Origin of the sequence: Flavobacterium soyae (assembly GCF_045348165.1) — a bacterium.
Classification (GTDB): Bacteria; Bacteroidota; Bacteroidia; order Flavobacteriales; family Flavobacteriaceae; genus Flavobacterium; species Flavobacterium soyae.
The window spans coordinates 4,624,446-4,641,115 of sequence record NZ_CP150845.1; the positions used below are offsets into that span (position 1 = coordinate 4,624,446).

Annotated in this window: 9 protein-coding genes; 6 read left to right on the forward strand and 3 right to left on the reverse strand. The window is 34.3% G+C overall.

Translation table 11 applies throughout. The features are described 5' to 3' along the window. Nucleotides 1–54 precede the first annotated feature (54 nt). From AABD74_RS19160 to AABD74_RS19185, 6 genes are all read left to right on the forward strand, one after another. Nucleotides 55–1,839 carry a chloride channel protein gene (locus tag AABD74_RS19160; protein WP_232680140.1) on the forward strand — a complete coding sequence of 595 codons (1,785 nt, stop codon included), beginning with the start codon at nucleotides 55–57 and terminating at the stop codon, nucleotides 1,837–1,839. Between the two features lie 63 nt (nucleotides 1,840–1,902). Then, entirely contained in the window at nucleotides 1,903–2,856 is a 954-nt protein-coding gene (locus AABD74_RS19165) for a Fic family protein (RefSeq protein WP_232680138.1), read from the forward strand. 101 nt (nucleotides 2,857–2,957) lie between these two features. Then, nucleotides 2,958–5,789, forward strand: coding sequence for an excinuclease ABC subunit UvrA (gene uvrA / locus AABD74_RS19170; protein ID WP_406843967.1), 2,832 nt, complete (start codon nucleotides 2,958–2,960; stop codon nucleotides 5,787–5,789). Between the two features lie 882 nt (nucleotides 5,790–6,671). Continuing rightward, nucleotides 6,672–7,400: a TIGR00730 family Rossman fold protein gene (locus AABD74_RS19175; RefSeq protein WP_056200002.1), complete on the forward strand. Its 729-nt coding sequence runs from the start codon at nucleotides 6,672–6,674 to the stop codon at nucleotides 7,398–7,400. A gap of 292 nt (nucleotides 7,401–7,692) precedes the next feature. Next, on the forward strand, nucleotides 7,693–10,440 hold the full coding sequence (locus AABD74_RS19180; protein ID WP_406843968.1) for an aminopeptidase: 2,748 nt from the start codon (nucleotides 7,693–7,695) through the stop codon (nucleotides 10,438–10,440). Between the two features lie 189 nt (nucleotides 10,441–10,629). Beyond that, on the forward strand, nucleotides 10,630–13,041 hold the full coding sequence (locus AABD74_RS19185) for a thiamine pyrophosphate-dependent enzyme (RefSeq protein ID WP_406843969.1): 2,412 nt from the start codon (nucleotides 10,630–10,632) through the stop codon (nucleotides 13,039–13,041). A gap of 236 nt (nucleotides 13,042–13,277) precedes the next feature. Here the strand turns inward: AABD74_RS19185 and kdsB are convergent, their stop codons facing one another. From kdsB to AABD74_RS19200, 3 genes are all read right to left on the reverse strand, one after another. Continuing rightward, complete coding sequence (gene kdsB, locus AABD74_RS19190; RefSeq protein WP_406843970.1) at nucleotides 13,278–14,012, reverse strand: 3-deoxy-manno-octulosonate cytidylyltransferase; 735 nt, start codon at nucleotides 14,010–14,012, stop codon at nucleotides 13,278–13,280. Nucleotides 14,013–14,171: 159 nt separating this feature from the next. Then, complete coding sequence (gene ygiD / locus AABD74_RS19195) at nucleotides 14,172–15,002, reverse strand: 4,5-DOPA dioxygenase extradiol (RefSeq protein ID WP_406843971.1); 831 nt, start codon at nucleotides 15,000–15,002, stop codon at nucleotides 14,172–14,174. Nucleotides 15,003–15,141: 139 nt separating this feature from the next. Next, entirely contained in the window at nucleotides 15,142–16,551 is a 1,410-nt protein-coding gene (locus AABD74_RS19200) for an ATP-dependent RecD-like DNA helicase (RefSeq protein ID WP_232680126.1), read from the reverse strand. Nucleotides 16,552–16,670 lie beyond the last annotated feature (119 nt).

Genomic DNA, 16,670 nt, shown 5'->3' on the forward strand with positions numbered 1-16,670 from the left:
AAATCGAATGTTTAAAGCTAAATTTGCATTCTCCCGTAACTTTTTAAAAATACAATGATAAAAAAACTTTTTCGAAGATTAGAAAGTATTATTGCTTTAGCTCAATCTATTTTGACACCAAAGCAATTCATTTTTTTATCCAGTGTTTTGGTTGGAATTTCCTGTGCGTTTGCGGTAATTGTTTTAAAAACATTTGCCCATAGCGTTTTTTCATTTGCAACTTACATCAGCGGAATTTTAAAATTAGGTTTCATTAATAGTATCCTGCCCATTATTGGTATTTTATTGACTGTTTTGGTCGTGAAAAAAGTTTTAAACGGAACCATTCAAAAAGGAACTTCGCAAATTTTATACGCTGTTGCTAAAAAAGCGAGTATAATTCCGAAAAAACAAATGTACGCACAGATTGTTACAAGCTCTTTGACTGTGGGTTTAGGAGGATCTGCAGGTTTAGAAAGCCCAATTGTGATTACAGGAGCTGCTTTTGGTTCAAACTATGCGCAGAATTATAAATTAGCTTATAAAGACAGAACTTTACTGATTGGCTGTGGTGTTGCGGCAGGAATTGCGGCTGCTTTTAATGCACCTATTGCCGGAGTTCTTTTTGCTATAGAAGTTCTCTTGGTCGATGTTAGTATTTCTGCCTTTACGCCAATTATGATTTCGGCAGCAACCGGAGCTTTGGTTTCGGCAATTGTGTTAGATGAAAGCATTCTTTTATCTTTCAAAAAACAAGAAACTTTTGATTATCACAATATTCCTTTTTATGTAGTTTTAGGTGTTTTAACGGGCGCAATTGCAGTGTATTACTCTAGAAATTTTCAAAAAGTAGAGCATTATTTTTCAGAACTAAAAATGGGACCTTATAAAAAAGCCCTGATTGGTTCTTCACTTCTCGCACTTCTTATTTTTATATTTCCAACACTGTTTGGTGAAGGTTACGAAAGTATCAAAATCCTATCAGAAAGTGATCCCGGGCAATTATTAGATAATACCTTATTTGCCAGCTGGAGAAACAACCAATGGGTTTTATTGCTTTTTGTGGGCTGTACCATGATGATAAAAGTATTTGCTTCGGGACTTACAATTGGAAGTGGTGGAAACGGAGGAAACTTTGCTCCTTCCTTATTTTTAGGATCATATTTAGGTTATTTCTTTTCTAAATTTATCATTCTTACCGGTTTAGCAAAATTACCTATCAGTAATTTTACAATGGTTGGAATGGCCGGAATTTTGAGCGGATTATTTCATGCACCGCTTACTGCAATTTTCCTTATTGCAGAAATCACCGGAGGTTATGGTTTAATGATTCCGCTTATGATTGTTTCGTCAATCAGTTTTGCTATTTCAAAACGTTTTGAAAAATATTCGCTTGACGTAAAAAATCTGGCTAAAAAAGGGCATGCTTTTACCAGCAACAAAGACTCTAACATTTTATCGACTTTAGATATTGACACCATCATTCAAACTGATTATTTAACGGTTTCCCCAGAAGAACATTTAAGCAAATTAGTTGATCTTATTTCACACTCCAATCAGGTAATTTTTGCCGTTGTAAATAATGAAAGAGAACTTGTTGGTGTAGTACATTTTAATGATATTCGAGAAATTATCTTTAATGCTTACCGTGTAAAATATACTTTGATCAAAGACGTAATGAAAACTCCGGCTGCGACGATTTCTTCAAATGACAGCATGGAGGTCGTAATGACTAAATTCGAAAGATCTAAAACCGCTTTTCTTCCCGTTTTACGAAATGAAAAATATTTTGGTATGATCTCAAAATCTATTGCACTTGAAGCCTACAGAATGAAACTTCGTTCCATGACAATAGAATAAGCTTAATATCGGATAAGTTAAAAATTTGGAATATCCGATATTAAGAAGTAATTTTGTAGGATTATGTGGAACATAGACTTAACATACAGAGAAGAATTTCAATCAACATTTGATCGATTATACCAAAAAAGGCTCGATCTGCAAAACAGCAGACCACTGCCCAATATCGCTTTACACAAAATCCGCGAAAGTTTATCGCTAGAATGGACCTACAATTCAAACAGCATTGAAGGAAACACAATGAGTTTACGCGAAACCCAAATGGTAATTCAGGAAGGAATGACTATAAAAGGGAAATCGCTTCGGGAACACTTTGAAACACACAATCACGACAAAGCAATTGATTATTTATATTCAATTGTTGATGATACTTACAAACTTCGAAGCATTGATATTCTTTCCATCCACGGTTTAGTTTTACGTTCTATCGAAGATGATTTTGCAGGTCGTATCCGCAATGGCGGCGTTCGAATTTCGGGAGCTAATTTTATGCCTCCAAACGCCAATAAAGTTTCAGATCTTTTAGATGAATTAATCGATTTTATCAATACAAATCCTTTAGGATTAAACGATATAGAGCTCGCAACAATTTATCATCATAAATTAGTCTGGATACATCCATTTTTTGATGGAAACGGCCGCACCGTTCGTTTAAGCATGAACCTGTTATTAATGCGTTGCGGTTTTCCGCCGGCAATTGTCCTTAAAAACGATAGAAAAAAATATTACGAAGCACTTAATCAGGCAAACAATGGCAATTATCAAAAGTTAACCCTTTTGATGTGCCAGGCACTGGAGCGAACTTTAAATATATATTTAACCGCGATGCCGGACAGCAGTTATGATTATCAGCCTATCATAAATATTGTAAGCGAACCAGAAGCCGCTTACGGTCAGGAATATGTAAGTTTACTGGCCAGAACAGGAAAAATCGACGCCTACAAAGAAGGCCGAAACTGGTACACGACCAAAGAAGCCATCGAGGAATATATGGCAACAAGAAAGAGAAAGCGCTAGTTTAGGCTAGCGTTATTTTGTTACAATTTTTAACATAAACTTCTATACTCTAGTACTAAAAGAACAAATCAAAGTGGTAACTTTGCGTTTTGCTCAAATTTATGCTAGATAAAGACAATACTATTGAAGTTCTTGGCGCAAGAGTTCATAATCTAAAAAATATCGATATTTCTATTCCGCGTGAAAAACTGGTTGTAATAACAGGTCTTTCGGGTTCGGGAAAATCATCATTAGCGTTTGATACCATTTATGCTGAAGGTCAGCGTCGTTATGTAGAAACTTTTTCTGCATATGCGAGGCAGTTCCTTGGCGGGTTAGAACGTCCGGATGTAGATAAAATCGACGGACTTTCGCCGGTTATTGCAATTGAACAAAAAACTACCAGTAAAAGTCCGCGTTCAACTGTGGGGACTATTACTGAAATATACGATTTCCTTCGACTTTTATACGCTCGTGGTGCTGACGCTTACAGTTACAACACCGGCGAAAAAATGGTTTCCTATTCTGATGAACAAATTAAGGATTTGATTATTCAGGATTACAATGGCAAGCGCATTAATATTCTTGCCCCGGTAATTAAAGCCAGAAAAGGACATTATGCTGAGTTATTTCAACAAATTACCAAACAAGGATTTTTAAAAGTTCGTGTAAATGGTGAAGTTCAGGATTTGGTTACAGGAATGAAACTGGATCGTTACAAAACGCACGACATTGAAATTGTAGTTGACAGAATGTTGATTGAAAATACCGAAGACAATCAAAAACGATTGGCGGAAAGTATTAATACAGCGATGCATCATGGCGAAAATGTATTAATGATTTTAGATCAGGATACAAATGAAGTTCGTTATTTCAGCCGAAATTTGATGTGTCCAACAACCGGAATTTCGTATCAAAATCCAGAACCAAATTTATTTTCTTTTAATTCACCAAAAGGTGCTTGTCCGCATTGTAACGGATTAGGAACGGTTCACGAAATCAACGTTAAAAAGATCATACCAAATCCGAAATTATCGATTAAAAGCGGTGGATTTGCTCCGCTTGGCGAATATAAATCTTCATGGATTTTTAAGCAGTTAGAAACTATTGGGGAAAAATTTGGGTTTAAAATTACAGATCCAATTGAAAAAATTCCTGAAGAAGCCATGCAGATGATTTTATATGGAGGAAAAGATAAATTTGCCATCAATTCAAAAGATCTTGGCGTAACAAGAGAATACAAAATTGATTTTGAAGGAATTTCAAATTTCATCAAAAATCAATATGACGAAAGTGCAACAACAAGTATAAAACGCTGGGCAAAAGATTTCATGGACGAAATTAACTGTCCGGTTTGCGAAGGTTCTCGTCTTAAAAAAGAAGCGTTGTTTTTTAGGGTTAATGAAAAAAATATCACTGAATTGTGTGATATGGATATTTCAGATTTAACAGCTTGGTTTCAGGATTTAAATAGTCATTTAACTGATAAACAGCTTTTAATTGCTTCTGAAGTTGTAAAAGAAATCAAAGATCGTTTGAACTTTTTAATGAATGTTGGTTTGAATTATCTGGCTTTAAGCCGAAGTTCAAAATCACTTTCGGGAGGTGAAGCACAGCGCATACGATTAGCAACACAAATTGGCTCACAGCTGGTTGGTGTTTTATATATTTTGGATGAACCAAGTATTGGTTTACACCAAAGAGACAATGAAAAACTGATTAAATCTCTGGAGCAATTACGTGATATTGGAAACTCTGTTATTGTAGTTGAACACGACAAAGACATGATAGAAACGGCAGATTATGTAATTGATATTGGCCCAAAAGCCGGAAAATACGGCGGAGAAATTATCAGCATAGGAACTCCGGCAGAAACTTTAAAATCGAATACCATTACCGCTCAATATTTGAATGGTAAAATGAAATTAGAGATTCCAAAAAAGCGAAGAAAAGGAAACGAAAAATTTTTAAAACTAACCGGAGCAACGGGAAATAACCTGAAAAATGTTTCGATAGAATTACCTTTAGGACAATTAATCTGCGTTACGGGAGTTTCTGGAAGTGGAAAATCGACCTTGATTAACGAGACGCTCTATCCTATTCTGAACGCTTATTATTTTAACGGAGTAAAAAAACCACAGCCTTATAAAAAGATTGAAGGTTTAGAACATATTGACAAAGTAATTGATATTGACCAAAGCCCAATTGGAAGAACACCGCGTTCAAATCCAGCTACTTATACCGAAGTTTTTACAGAAATCAGAAACCTGTTTACCATGACTTCTGAAAGTATGATTCGTGGTTATAAAGCCGGACGTTTCAGCTTTAATGTAAAAGGCGGACGCTGCGAAACCTGCGAAGGTTCTGGGGTAAGAACTATCGAAATGAACTTTTTACCAGACGTTTACGTGGAATGCGAAACGTGTCAGGGAAAACGTTTTAACAGAGAAACGCTGGAAATTCGATATAAAGGAAAATCAATTTCGGATGTTTTGGATATGACGGTTGATGAAGCCGTTCCGTTTTTTGAAAACATTCCGAAAATTTACAGAAAAGTAAAAACAATCCAGGATGTTGGTTTAGGATATATTACACTTGGTCAGCAAAGTACAACGCTTTCGGGCGGTGAAGCGCAGCGTATCAAACTGGCTGGAGAATTATCTAAAAAAGATACGGGAAATACGTTTTATATTCTGGATGAACCTACAACTGGTTTACATTTTGAAGATATTCGGGTTTTAATGGATGTTATCAATAAACTGGTTGATAAAGGGAATACAATCTTGGTTATCGAACATAATATGGACGTTATAAAACTTGCAGATTATATTATTGATATTGGCCCTGAAGGCGGAAAAGGCGGCGGACAATTAATTGCCAAAGGTACTCCGGAAGAAGTGGCAAAAAATAAAAAAAGTTATACGGCTAAGTTTTTGAAAAAAGAATTGGAATAAAATATCGTCATTAATGAGATGGATTAAAATTTATTAAAATCCGTTGTGTCAAAATCACTAACGGATTGAAATCCGTTTCTACAATATGTACCGTTCCTACGGAACTCTATTCTTGGGGCGTATTTATATTTTCAACGGATTAAAATCCGTTGCTACCGACATGTCGTTCCTACGGAACTTTATTGTTGGGGCGAATGAAATATTTTGCTGCAACATGTATTGTTTCTACGGAACTCTATTATTAGGATATAGATATTTTCAACGAATTAAAACCTTTCTTTACAATATAAAATGATTGAATGGTTTTTTAAAATTGATTGTTTTACAAAAGTTCCGTAGGAACGACATGTCGGTAGCGACGGATTTTAATCCGTCGTTGAATAGCCCCAGCGCAAATAAGTTCCGTAGGAACGAAATATCGGTAGCAACGGATTTCAATCCGTTGAAAATATCAATGTGCCAAGCAGTAGAGTTCCGTAGGAACGGCACATATTAAGCACAATTATAATGTGCTATTAAAATTTCATTTATCGCAATTATTTGATAATGAATTAAAAAACTGAATTTCTCTTTTTCTAAACGTTGCTTTTAGATTATAAATTTCCTTTTTTGTAACAATTCTCAAAAAAAGAGTTAATTTAGTATCCCTTTTTTGTCAAAATTTTAAACTTTGAAAGAAAGATGTATTTAGTTAAACTAATGTTTAATTGAAAACTAATGCCTAGCCCTGATGGGAACGGCATCTCCCGATTTAGAAAAACAAGGCTTTTTAGCCATAATTTTTGTTTATCGGGAATATAGTGGACAGCAGGAATCAGCTCCTTCCTTCGACTATAATTAAAATGACAGCTTAATAAAATATAAATAATTAAAATACCTAAAATGAGATTAGAAGATTTTGATAATGATGAGGATAAAGTAATCCAGGACAGTTTAAAACAAAAAACCTGGAATGAAATTAGAACAAATGACAGCTGGGCGATTTTTAAAATCATGTCCGAATTTGTAAACGGTTACGAAAGCATGGGACGTATTGGTCCGTGTGTATCTATTTTTGGTTCGGCGAGAACAAAACCAGATGATAAATATTATTTACTGGCAGAAAAAATTGCTTTTAAAATTAGTAAAGCCGGTTATGGTGTAATTACGGGAGGAGGCCCGGGAATTATGGAAGCCGGAAATAAAGGTGCACATTTAGGCGGCGGAACTTCGGTTGGTTTAAACATCGAACTGCCTTTTGAACAGCATTTTAATCCTTATATCGATCACGATAAAAACCTGAATTTTGATTATTTCTTTGTGAGAAAAGTTATGTTCGTAAAATATTCGCAAGGCTTTGTGGTTATGCCGGGAGGTTTTGGAACGCTGGATGAAATGTTTGAAGCGATCACTTTGATTCAGACTAAGAAAATTGGAAAATTCCCGATTATTTTGGTTGGAGTTGAATTTTGGTCAGGTTTACTGGATTGGGTAAAAACGGTTTTGGTAGAAAAAATGCATACTGTAAGCCCAGAAGATTTGAACTTATTCAAGATCGTAGATACTGAAGATGAAGTTGTTGACGTTTTGGATAAATTCTACAAGAAATACGATTTGAGTCCGAATTTCTAAAAATATTTACAGGGTAAATAAATATTATAAGATTAAGTATTCTTAAAAAAATCTGCATTTATTTTACTTATAAGGTTAAATTTATACCCTTTGCGATATAAAAATTGAAAGCTGTTTTTTAAAACAGCTTTTTTTATGCTATTTTTACATAAAGCCATGAATAAATTTATGCATATAATTTTAGGTATATTTATAATTTTTACGCCAATTCTTGAAATCAATATATAAAATTATAATTCTCATTTTTGTTTTATTTAGTTCAATAAAACAGTACGCACAACATCAGTCTAAGATGGAAGTGGCAGTTAATCTTGAACTAAAGACGCTGAATGTAAAACAGGATATTACGTATTACAATACTTCAAACGATACATTGATTTCTATTGTTTTGAATGATTGGAACAATGCATTTGCGGATAAAAACACGCCTTTGGCCAGACGTTTTTCTGATGAATTTTATCGCGGTTTTCATTTAGCAAAAGCTATTGAAAGAGGAAATACAACAATTTTAAATCTAACCGATTCTAACTTTACTGCACTTGAATGGGAGAGAACTGATAAAAACCCGGATTTTATTGTTGTCAGGCTAAACCAAAAATTACATCCGGGAGAACAAATCACTCTGCATGTCAATTATATTTCAAAAATTCCGAGTGATAAATTCACGCATTATGGATTTAACCAAAACGGAATGAATTTAAAAAACTGGTTTTTAAATCCTGCACGTTTTGAAAATCACCGTTTTATAAGACACAATAACTTTAATCTTGACGACATTGCAAATGCGGTTGTCGATTATGAAGTTGAAATAAAAATCCCGAATGATTATTCGATTACAACGGATTTAAATTCGGTTTCAAAAGACGTTTCGAATTCGGCATTTACTAATTATTCTTTTTCGGGAAAAAACAGATCAGACTTTAATTTAATTATCGAAAAACAAAATAATTTTAAGAGTTATGATAATGGGACAATAGAAGTTCTTTCGGATTTGAAAAACAAGAAAATCAGCGAAATTCAAAAAGCGATTATAATTGACCGGGTTGCTGCTTTTGCAAATGAATTTCTTGGTAAATATCCGCATGAAAAAATTACGGTTTCGCAGGCAGATTATGAAAGAAATCCTTTTTATGGATTGAATCAGCTACCTTCGTTTCTAAGTCCGTTTTCGGATGAGTTTATGTTTGAAGTAACTTTCTTTAAAACTTATTTGAACAATTATTTAAAAAACTCACTTCGTCTTGATCCTCGTAAAGACAATTGGGTTTATGACGGAATCCAGATTTATGCCATGATGAAATACATGGAAGAAAATCATCTGGATGAAAAAATGCTGGGAAAACTTTCAAAAATGAAACTTTTTAAAAGTTACAATATTACCAACCTGACTTTTAATGAGCAGTACAGTTATTATTATATGCTGATGGCCCGTAAAAACCTGGATCAGCCGCTTGGAGATCCAAAAAATACGCTGATAAAATTTAACGAACAAATTGCAAGTAAATACCGCGCGGGTTTAAGTTTAAGTTATCTTGATGATTATTTGAATCATAATATTGTTCCCGAAAGTATTCAGGAATTTTATAATTTAAATAAAACACAGCAGACAAATCGTTATGATTTTGAAAAAATCCTGACTGAAAAAAGTCCAAAAAATATCGACTGGTTTTTTAGAACGATAATCGATTCACGTGAAATTATTGACTATAAATTTACGCATGTTTCCAAAACTGCAGATAGTGTACAATTCTCAATAAAAAACAAAACCGATATTTATGCTCCAATTCCTATTTATGGTTTAAAGAAAAATGAAGTTGTTTTCAAGGAATGGATTGAGCCTAAAAAAACAGATTCTGTTTATCAGTTTGACCGAAAAAATGCGGACAAATTAGTTATTAATTATGATAACGAGGTTCCTGAATTCAATCAAAGAAACAACTGGAAATCGCTAAAAAGTCTGGTTATTACCAATCGTCCTATAAAATTTAATTTTGCCAAAGATCTTGAAGACCCTTATTACAACCAGATTTTATATATTCCAACATTAACGTATAATTATTACGACGGATTAACACCGGGAATTCGTTTTCATAATAAAACGATATTAGACAAACCTTTTACTTTTGATATTAATCCTGCCTATTCCATAAAAGCGGGGACAATTTCGGGTTCTTCTGCTTTTTCTTTGAATCAGTTTTATCGAAACAGTACTTTATATAATGTGCGATATTCTATAAGCCAGAACTATTTTCATTATGCACCAGATGCTACTTATCTGCGATTAAATCCTATGGTGCAGCTGCGAATTCGTGAAGAGAATTTTAGAGATAATAGAAAACAGCTTATTTTATTTCGTCAGGTAATTGTAAACAGGGAAGCAAGCGAATTTATTACAGATAATTCCAGACCTAATTATTCTGTTTTTGATGCACGTTACGTAAACACAAAAACAGAATTGGTTAATCATTTTAATTTCATGACTGATGTTCAGTTTGGCGGAGGCTTTGGAAAAGTTTCCGGAGAAGTTGAATACAGAAGGTTATTTGAAAATAACCGCAAACTAAACTTAAGATTGTTTGCCGGAAGTTTCCTGTATAATAAAACCAATTCTGATTATTTTAGTTTTGGTTTAGATAAACCTACAGATTATTTGTTTGATTATAATATCTTGGGAAGATCTGAAACTAGTGGGATTTTCAGCCAGCAATATGTAATTTCCGAAGGTGGTTTTAAATCAAAATTAAATCCTTCATTTGGTAATCAGTGGATGACAACTTTAAACGCCAGCTATGCATTGTGGGACTGGGTTGAAGTTTATGGCGATGTTGGGCTTTTGAAAAATAAACATAAAAATGTATTTTTTGCTTATGATAGCGGAGTGCGGTTAAACCTTGTTCCAGACTACTTTGAACTTTATTTTCCGGTCTATTCAAATAACGGATGGGAAATGTCTCAAAAGAATTACGATGAAAAAATCAGATTTGTTATCACTTTGGCCCCAAAAGCATTAGTTACTCTTTTTACCCGAAAATGGTTTTAATTAAATAAATTTTAATCAAAAACGTAAGTTATTATCACAAAAAAGATAAAAATCATAAAAATAACATAATTAAAGTACGTAGTTTTCTGTTTTTAAATACAAATAATTAAATTATATTTATTTTAAAGAATTATGATTATTGATTGTTTTTAAGTAATTTCGCAGTCATAACATGACCCCTACAAGATTATGATAACAGAAAAAAGCAATACTACTTTAACTTTTGAAGATTTCAAAACTGAGGTATTAAACGACTATAGAATTGCTGTAACAAGCAGAGAATGTAGTCTTTTAGGTCGTAAAGAAGTATTGACAGGAAAGGCCAAATTTGGAATCTTTGGTGATGGAAAAGAAGTTCCGCAGCTTGCAATGGCAAAAGCCTTTAAAAATGGGGATTTCCGCTCTGGTTATTATCGCGATCAGACTTTTATGATGGCAATTGGCGAATTAACTTCTAAACAATTTTTCGCAGGTTTATACGGTCATACTGATTTAGAACATGATCCGATGTCTGCAGGAAGACAAATGGGCGGACACTTTGTAACGCACAGTTTAAACGAAGACGGATCCTGGAAAGACTTAACAAAACAAAAAAATTCAAGCTCAGATATATCGCCTACAGCAGGACAAATGCCAAGATTATTGGGATTAGCTCAGGCTTCAAAAATTTACAGAAACGTTAATGGAATTACCATTAAAGATAAATTTTCTGTAGATGGAAATGAAGTTGCGTGGGGAACAATAGGAAACGCAAGTACTTCTGAAGGTTTGTTTTTTGAAACTATAAATGCTGCCGGAGTTTTACAAGTTCCGATGGTAATGAGTGTTTGGGATGATGAATACGGAATTTCGGTTCACGCCAAACATCAAACTACAAAAGAGAACATTTCTGAAATCTTAAAAGGATATCAGCGTGATGAAGATTCTAAAGGTTATGAAATTTTTAGAGTAAAAGGCTGGGATTATGCTGAGTTGGTTTCGACTTACGAAAGAGCGGGCGCAATTGCACGTGAAGAACATATTCCGGTTTTAATTCACGTAAACGAATTAACGCAGCCGCAAGGCCACTCTACATCTGGTTCTCATGAACGTTATAAAAATGCAGAAAGATTAGCTTGGGAAAAAGATTTTGACTGTATTCGTCAAATGCGTTTATGGATGATTGCTATTAATATTGCATCACCGGAAGAATTAGCAGAACTTGATTTTGAATTAAAGAAGGAAGTACTTGAAGCTAAAAAAGATGCGTGGAACGATTTCATCAATCCGATAATTGAAGATCAAAAAAATCTTTTGGATTTATTGGAACAAATTGCAGAAGCAAGCATCAATCATAAAGATAGAATCAGAAAATATATTTCAGAATTAAGTGCGATAAAAGCGCCTTTAAAGAAAGAAATTCTGGTTTACGCAAGAAAGATTCTTCGTTTTATTGAAGTTCCAAACAGTAAAGTTCTTTTATCAAACTGGATTACAAATTTTATTGGAGAGACTCAGGGAAAATTCAGCAGTAACCTGCATTCAGAATCGGCACAAAATGTGTTTTCTGTAGAAAAAGTACTTCCTGAATATGCCGAAAATGCAAAACCGGATTTAGACGGAAGAATGATTCTTCGTGATAACTTCGACGTTTTATTCAGCAAATATCCTGAAACATTGATCTTTGGAGAAGATGTTGGGAACATTGGCGACGTAAATCAAGGTCTTGAAGGCATGCAGGAAAAATACGGTGAACTTCGTGTTGCCGATGTCGGAATTCGTGAAGCCACTATTATTGGTCAGGGAATTGGAATGGCTTTGAGAGGTTTACGCCCAATTGCTGAAATTCAATATCTTGATTATTTATTGTATGCTATTCAAATCATGAGCGATGATTTAGCTACTTTACAATACAGAACTGTTGGAAAACAAAAAGCTCCATTAATTATCAGAACCCGCGGACACCGTTTAGAAGGTATCTGGCATTCTGGTTCTCCTATGGGAATGATTATAAACGCTATTCGCGGAATCCATGTTTTGGTTCCGAGAGATATGACTCAGGCTGCAGGATTTTATAATACGCTTTTAGAGTGCGACGAACCGGCTTTAGTTATTGAATGTTTGAACGGTTACCGTTTAAAAGAAAAAACACCTTTGAACTTTGGTGAATTCAAAACTCCGATAGGTGTTGTTGAAACATTAAAAGAAGGTGCAGATATTACTTTGGTTTCTTACGGATCGACTTTAAGATTGGTTCAACAAGCTGCTGAGGAATTACTAGTTTTAGGAATTGATTGTGAGGTTATTGATATTCAGTCTTTACTTCCGTTTGATGTTAATAAAGATATTGTAAAAAGTGTCGCTAAAACAAACCGTCTTTTAGTAATTGATGAAGATGTTCCGGGTGGAGCTTCGGCTTACATTTTACAGCAGATTCTGGAAGAACAAGATGCTTATAAATATCTTGACAGTAAACCGCAGACTCTTGCTGCAAAAGCACACAGACCAGCTTACGGAACTGACGGCGATTATTTCTCTAAACCTTCTGCCGAAGATATTTTTGAGAAAATTTACAGCATGATGAATGAAGTTAATCCTTCTAAATTTCCTAGTTTGTACTAAGGATTTAGAATGTTTTAGATAATAAAAAAAGCTCCAAATTGGGGCTTTTTGCTTTTATTTTGTCATCCTGAGGAACGAAGGATCACACTCGTAACTCGACAAAGATTAGCGACTTTCTACCCCGAATTTCTGGTGTGATCCTTCGTTCCTCAGTATGACAAGATTGCGTAAAAATCCGTATTAATCCGCGCTTTCGCGAAAGCGAATCCGTAAAATCCGTGTTCCAATAGAATTGATTAAATATCTCTCAACATTGCTCTCGCTCTTTCTAAATCCTCAACCGTATCAATCCCAATTCCAACATGAGTCGTTTCGACCATTTTAATGCGTTTTCCGAACTCTAAATATCTCAACTGCTCCAATTTCTCAGAAGCTTCCAAAGATTTCATAGGAAGGCTGTAAAAATCTAATAAAGCCTGTTTTCTAAAAGCATAAATTCCGATGTGCTGAAAATAACGAACTCCAGCTGCTGCATCTCTTGGATACGGAATTACAGATCTTGAAAAATACAATGCAAACTGCGACTGATCTACAACGACTTTCACATTATTCGGATTATTGATTTCGTCTTCGTTGGTAATTTCACGCATTAACGAAGCTAAATCAATCTTTTTATCTTCATCATTTTTAAAAACAGATAAAACCTGTTCTAAAGGTCCGGCTTCAGTAAAAGGTTCGTCTCCTTGCACATTTACTACAATATCAACATCAAGATTGGCAACAGCTTCGGCAATTCTATCGCTTCCAGATTCGTGTTCTTTGATGCTCATTATGGCTTTTCCTCCGTTAGAAACAATTTCGTCAAAAATTAAATCAGAATCGGTTACAACAAAAACATCGTCAAATAAGTTTGTAGAAACCGCAGCTTCGTATGTTCTTAAAATTACTGTTTTACCTCCCAAATCCTGCATTAGTTTTGCAGGAAAACGTGTTGATGCGTATCGCGCCGGAATTACCGCTATTATTTTCATTTTTTATGTCATTGCGAGGAACGAAGCAATCTCATCCTCATAGTTAATTTATATTTTTTATTCTTTGTGAATCTCTGTGTAAATCTCTGTGCAACTTTGTGTAATAACTTTCACAGAGATTCACAAAGATTTACACAAAGGTTCACAGAGTTGTATGTATTACATTATTTTTACCGAAGTCATACTCAATGAACCTGCCAAAAGTTTATCATTAAACAAGTCCAATTCTTCTGACTTTTCTTTTAAACCTAAAGTATACAATAAAGGCAAGTAATGATCTGGAGTTGGAATTGCAATTTGAACCGCTTTACTCATTTTTTCGTACTCAATTAAAGGCTGAAAATTTCCATCTAATAAATAATTATTTACGGTTTCTCTTGCTTCAATTGCCCAATCATAACCGTAATTATCTTTATCGAAATTTCTGAAATCGACTAAACGAAGATTGTGAACAATATTGCCGCTTCCGATAATCAAAACGCCTTTATGGCGAAGCGATTGTAATTTCTGCGCCAGTTCAAAATGGTATTGCCCGGATTTAGTATAATCAATACTTAACTGAATTACGGGAACATCTGCATTAGGATATAAATGTTTAATTACACTCCACGCGCCGTGATCTAAACCCCAATGTTCATCTAAATCAACCTGAACGGGATCTAATATTTTTTGAGTTTCCAAAGCCAATTCTGGGCTTCCTTTTGCAGGATACTGCACATCAAAAAGTGCCTGCGGAAAACCTCCAAAATCGTGAATGGTTCTGGGCATTTCCATTGAAGTTACTTTTGTGCCTTTTGTAAACCAATGCGCCGAAATACATAAAATAGCATTGGGCTGCGGTAATGTCTTAGCCAGATTACGAAAACCAGCCACAAACTGATTTTCTTCAATAGCATTCATTGGGCTGCCGTGTCCTAAAAACAAAACCGGCATTTTATCTGTATTCGAAAACGTAGACGAAATCGAATGTAAATCGTTTAGTGTTGTCATTTGTTAAAGCTTTTTTTTCGCCACTAATTTCACGAATTAGCACGAATTATTTTTTCTTGCCACAGATTAAAAGGATTAAAAAGATTTTTAAGTCTGCTTTTAAAATCCGTGAGAATCTTTTTAATCTGTGGCAACAAAACTATTCTTCAAAACTCTCGTCTTTAAATCCTATCAAATATAATTTATTTTTAGCACGTGTCATTGCCGTGTAAAGCCATCTTATATAATCATGATCGATTCCGTTTGGTAAATACGGCTGTTCTACAAAAACTGTATTCCATTGCCCTCCCTGCGATTTATGGCATGTTATGGCGTACGAGAATTTCACCTGTAAACCATTAAAATATTCGTTTTCTTTTACCTTTTGAAATTTCTTATATTTTGTCGATTCATCTTCATAATCCTTCATTACTTCTTCATACAAACGATTTGATTCTTCGTAGGTTAACGATGGAGATTCACTTTTTATCGTATCTAAAATCAAAACCGTTTCAAAAGGTTTTTGATCCGGATAATCGACCATTCTTATTTTTACTCTTGCAAAAGTAAATCCGTATAATTCTTTGATACCAAACATTTCCAGAACCTCAATAATATCACCATTGGCAATAAATCCGGCCTCATCGGTTTCTTTCAGCCAGAAATAATTGTTCTTTACCACCATTAAAAAATCGCCTACAGAAAGTTCACTTTCTTTAAACAAAATTCTCGTTCTGATTTGTTCGTTGTATTGATTTGCCCTTTTATTGGAACGGACAATAAAAGCCGTGTCTTCAATACTATAATTGCTGTAAGCTGTATTTATGGCATCCTGAATATCATATCCATCGGTTAAACGAACAATATCTTTAAACTTTTTTACATTGAATTTAAACTCCGTAATAAAGCTTTCTTTTAATAATTCACGTAATTCGGTTGCATTGAATAAAATCCCTGAACTTTCTTCCTGACGCATTACTTCATCAAGTTCAATATGTTCGATTTCTTTGTCGTAATGCACGCCCAAAGTATGCGTATCTAAAGCCGGGCTAATATCTAAATTTACCGGAGGAAGCTGCGCTGTATCTCCTAAAAGAATCATTTTGCAATTGGTTCCTGAATACACATAATTAATCAAATCATCCAGAAGCGAACCGCTGTCTAAAGTGCTGTCTGAAATCATCGAAGCTTCATCGACTATAAAAATGGTATTTTTATGTTTGTTGACTTGTCTGGTAAAAGCCACTCCTCCACCCGATGATTTTTTAGGGAAATAGATCTTTTTATGAATTGTAAAAGCCGCTGTATTTGAATAATTTGCAATTACTTTTGCCGCACGTCCGGTTGGTGCAAGCAGAACAAACTTTTTATTAATATCGCCAAGATTATTTACGATTGTAGAAATCACCGTTGTTTTTCCAGTTCCGGCATATCCTTTTAATACAAAAATGGTGTTGTTTGCTGGTTCGGTCAAAAAAATGGCGATTTTTTGAAAAAAAATATCCTGTTTATAAGTAGGTGCAAAAGGAAATCTTTTTTGCAAAACGCCGTAAAACGATGCTGAATTCATAAGGTAAATTTGAAACACAAAGTTCGTTCTTTTTAATGGCAATGACAATTTTAAACCATATAAGTGATATAAGTAAATTTAAGTTTTAGGCTTTGCGCTTAATTCCACGAACTTATAAT